Origin of the sequence: Pseudomonas sp. 2822-17 (assembly GCF_002742485.1) — a bacterium.
GTDB lineage: Bacteria > Pseudomonadota > Gammaproteobacteria > Pseudomonadales > Pseudomonadaceae > Aquipseudomonas > Aquipseudomonas cyclaminis.
This window is the reverse complement of record NZ_LJRZ01000327.1, coordinates 1-294: the sequence shown is the minus strand read 5'-3', so window position 1 is coordinate 294 and position 294 is coordinate 1. Positions and strand designations below refer to the sequence as shown.

Sequence of the window (294 nt, the reverse complement as noted above, 5' to 3'; positions counted from 1 at the left end):
TGAAGAGCCTTTTCCCTACATCTCCTGCTTTCTTATGGCGAAACAAAAATGAAGGTCTTCTTGTACAAGCAATAGATGAACACTTTGAAGAAGAAAATGATGAAGAGTCGATCATCGATACAATAACCTCTGATTTTTTTGTTCAGATTGTCCTTTATATAGGTTCACCAATCACTACTGTTGAATTATTACAAAATCAATTCAACTGGGAGACTTCTGTGTTCCATATTGTTCGAAGTATCTCACCAACTAAACGAATTTATCACGAACATGAAATCATATCTTATTATCTCC

The 294-nt window shown here is 34.4% G+C and carries 1 protein-coding gene; it reads left to right on the top strand.

Features of this window, described 5'->3' with window-relative positions; all coding sequences use genetic code 11:
* Window positions 1-294: hypothetical protein (locus AOA60_RS33305; protein WP_218240593.1), on the top strand; the 294-nt coding region annotated here is incomplete at both ends.